This window comes from Planctomycetota bacterium (assembly GCA_038746835.1).
Lineage (GTDB): Bacteria > Planctomycetota > Phycisphaerae > Tepidisphaerales > Tepidisphaeraceae > JBCDKH01.
Genome location: JBCDKH010000255.1, coordinates 1 through 3,933 on the forward strand (window position 1 = coordinate 1; position 3,933 = coordinate 3,933).

General features: G+C 66.1%; 3 protein-coding genes and 1 tRNA gene. 2 read left to right on the top strand and 2 right to left on the bottom strand.

Going from position 1 to position 3,933, the window contains the following annotated elements; genetic code table 11:
• A partial coding sequence (locus AAGI46_16140) for a hypothetical protein (GenBank protein ID MEM1013739.1) occupies window positions 1–329 on the bottom strand: 329 nt, incomplete at its 3' end.
• A gap of 27 nt (window positions 330–356) precedes the next feature.
• Entirely contained in the window at window positions 357–539 is a 183-nt protein-coding gene (locus AAGI46_16145; protein ID MEM1013740.1) for a hypothetical protein, read from the bottom strand.
• Between AAGI46_16145 and AAGI46_16150 the strand changes: the two genes are divergently transcribed.
• A complete protein-coding gene (locus AAGI46_16150; protein MEM1013741.1) occupies window positions 519–3,374 on the top strand; it encodes a S8 family serine peptidase in 2,856 nt (951 codons plus the stop codon). The genes AAGI46_16145 and AAGI46_16150 overlap by 21 nt on opposite strands.
• Window positions 3,375–3,450: 76 nt before the next feature.
• Window positions 3,451–3,523, top strand: a tRNA-Glu gene (locus tag AAGI46_16155).
• The last annotated feature ends 410 nt before the right edge of the window (window positions 3,524–3,933 follow it).

Sequence of the window (3,933 nt, forward strand, 5' to 3'; positions counted from 1 at the left end):
ACGTCGTCGGTGATCTCGTGCGGGATCGTCTGGCCGCGTTGCCAGAACCAGCAGAAACGCTGCGTCAGCGGCTGGCCTGGGGTTTCCTCGTCAGGCGACCAGTCGAAGTCGCTGGCCAGCTCGACGTCCGGCTCCGCCGACCAGGTGCCGTCGTCGGCCTGGTTGAAGGTGACGTCGAAGTTGGCGAGCAGATCGAAGCCGAAGGCGTTGGCCGCGCGGATGGGCGGACACTCTTCCGGCCAGCCTCGGCCGGTGGGTCGTTTCACGTAGACGTCCTTGGCCGGGACCGGGCCGAACAGCTCCTGGCGAAACCTGAAGAAGCGGAGCATGCGCGACGATATGTCGCGTTGACGCGGTCAGACTGACTTGTGGTGCAGCAGCAGCCTGTTACGTTGCGGCCGGATCGCGGCATCCTGCTGCGGCACCAGTAGCCCCGCATCTAAAACATGCACTTCCGTCCCATCGCCACCGAGCTCCTCGAGCAACGTCGCCTCCTTGCCGGTGACATCGGCATCGACGTGGAACAGATCGTCTGGCAAGGCCGGACCGTCGACGTCGTCCGGGGCGAAGTGATCGTCCGCTACGAGGGCAACGGCCTTCACGGCGGACAGGCCGCCTTCGACGTCGCCCAGCCGGCGATGCTGACGGGCCAAGACCGCGTGAACCAGCTCGACGGCGTCACCCGCGCCTTCGCCGACGTCGATCACGAAGGCCTCCAAGTCGAACGCCACCTCGGAAGCAGCGGCCTGTTCCTGGCAAGCGGCACCGACACGCTCGGTTTGATTGACGACCTCAAGGCCACGCCCGGCGTCACATTCGTCGAGCCCAACTTCGTGGTCACCAAGTCGTCGACGCCGAACGACCCGAGTTTCGACCAGCTCTGGGGCCTGCACCAAAGCAGCGACATGGACATCGACGCGCTCGAGGCCTGGGGCATCAGCACCGGCTCGCCCGACGTCATCACGGCCGTCGTCGACACTGGCATCGACTACGACCACCCGGACCTCGCCGCCAACATGTGGGTCAAGCCCGGTGAAATCGCGGGCGACGGGATCGACAACGACAACAACGGCTACGTCGACGACATCTACGGCATCGACACGGCCTACGGCGATTCCGACCCATACGACGGCGACAGCCACGGCACCCACGTCGCCGGCACTATCGCGGCCACCGGCAACAACGGCGTCGGTGTCGTGGGCGTCGCCTACGGCACGAAGGTCATGGCGCTCAAGTTTCTGAATGACTCGGGCTCGGGCGACACGGCTGACGCGGTCGAGGCGATCAACTACATCACCGACATGCGGCTTCGCGGCGTGAACGTCGTCGCCAGCAACAACTCGTGGGGCGGCGGCGGGTATAGCCAGACGCTCTACGACGCGATCGAAGCCCACAACGACGCCGGCCTGCTCTTCGTCGCGGCAGCCGGCAACGGAACGCCCTTCTTCGGCACGCCCATCAACAACGACGCCGATCCGCAATACCCCGCGAGCTACGACCTTCCCGGCATCATCTCCGTCGCCAACCACCAGAGCAGCGGCGCGGCTGGCTCGTCGTCCAACTATGGCGCGACCAGCGTCGACCTCGCGGCTCCCGGCACCAACGTCCTGAGCAGTGTGCCAGGCGGCGGCTACTCGAGCTTCACCGGAACCAGCATGGCCTCGCCGCACGTGGCGGGCGTGGTCGCGCTGGTCAACTCCGTCGCGCCCGGCCTGCCGATCGCCGACGTGAAGGCTGCCATCCTCGACTCGGCGGACCCGATCGCCGCCTTTGCCACGACCGGCTCCAAGCCCATCCTGACCGGTGGCCGGCTCAACGCGTTCAAGGCCATCGAGCCCCTGGGCAGTCCCGGCCTGTACGGCACGGTCTTCGACGACATCGACGGTGACGGCGTTCGCAGCGGCAATGAGCCCGCGCTTTCCGGACGCACTGTCTACATCGACCTCGACAACGACTCGGTCATCGATGCCAACGAGCCGCAGACGCTGACTGCCCTCGACGGCCGATTCGGCTTCGAGTCGCTGGCGACCGGCACCTACACCGTCAAACTCGCCGAAGAGGCAGGCCGGCGACAGACGCTCCCGGCCAGCGTGATCGCATACGCCGCCGAGGGCTACGACTCGTCATCGACCTTCGCCTCGACGACGTCCACGCTCGTCAACGGACGCGTGTTCAACGACGTGAACGGCAACGGTCTGTTCGACGAAGGCCAGGACACGCCTCTCTCGGGCGAACGCATCTACCTCGACGCCGACGGCGACAACGACCCCGGCATCGGCGTGATCGACGAGTCGGCCACCGTCAACAGCCCGATCACCGACTACAACACGACGCTCGGCACCGTCGCTGTGACGCAGACGGGCGTCATCGACACCCTCAGCGTCACCGTCAACCTCTCGCACACGTACACGGGCGATCTGGACATCTACCTCATCGCGCCAGACGGCACCGAGGTGCAGCTCTTCGACCAGCACGGCAGCAGCGGGAATGACCTCGTCAGCACCGTCTTCAGCGACGCCGCCTCGGCAGACATCGACAGCGGCTCGGCACCGTTCACCGGCACGTTCCGACCGGTCGAGCCGTTGGCAGGCTTTGCCGGTGGCGACGTCCAAGGCACCTGGACGCTCAGCGTGTACGACAACTACGGCGTCGACACGGGCATGCTCGAAAGTTTCGGCATCACCGCCAACAGCGGAGACAAGCGCCTCAGCGTCGGCTCGGACGGCTCCTTCGCCATGACGATCATCGAGGGCGACACCCATCGCTTCCGGCAGATCCTCGACGACGAACACGTCGCCACTTCCGGCGGCTACGACGTCACCGGTGGCGGTGGGACCATCGTCAGCGACCTCTGGTTCGGCAGCCGACCCACGCCGACCGATCTCCAGGTCACCGCAGCCAGCTTCGACTACGACGCGACGCCCGCCGCGCTCTTCACGTTTGATTCCGACGTCTCGGCATCGCTGACTGTCGACGACCTGTCCGTCGAGAACCTGACCACCGGCCAGACGATGGCGTCGAGCGACTTTGAGCTGGCGTGGGACGCCTCGTCGCTCACGGCGACGTTCGCCGCGACCTCCGCGATGGCCGACGGTGACTACCGGTTCACGCTCGCCTCGACCGTCAGCGACGGCGCCGTCTCGCTCGGGACCGACTTCGTCCTTGAGGACTTCCTGCTAGCCGGCGACATCAACCACGACCGCGTGGTCAACCTCGCCGACTTCGGCGTGCTGCGTGCCAACTTCGGCAACGCCGGCCTCTTCGCTGAGGGCGACCTCAACGGCGACGGCACCGTCGATCTTGCCGACTTCGGCGTCCTCCGCGCGACCTTCGGCAACACCCTCGACATCACGAGCAAAAGCCTCTTCGCCTGAGCCCGCCGATGCCAGCCCGCACACCTCGACGGGCTTTCCAATGTGCTTCAGCGGGCCTACGCTTTCTCCCGCATTCGGCCCCATCGTCTAGCGGCCTAGGACACCGCCCTTTCACGGCGGCGACACGGGTTCAAATCCCGTTGGGGTCATCCGGTTAGCATTACAATCTCGCCGAGCGGACGCCACGATCGTGTTACGATGTCCGCGGTGGTCGCAGTCAGTTTCATGTGTGAGCGGGACGACACTTGGCTGACCATCACGCGAATCCACGGTTCGAGCTTCTCGACTTGACGAGTGCGTTCAGAGAAGCACGCACGCCGGTCTTTACCGGCGTGCGTGGAATCCGTTGCCTGAGAGCAATCTCGTCGCGCTCTGGCAGAGGTGCCTGCGTGACTTGAGAGCGCCTGCGGTCACTTCGACCCGCGGCGTCGGCCGAGGAGGCTGCCGAGGGTGAGGAGGCCGAGCGTCGCGATGCCGGGTTCGGGGACGGAGACGCCCGAGGCTGCGCCGAAGACGTCCCACTCGAGGTCCTGGACCGGTGAGAACGGGGACGGCGCGA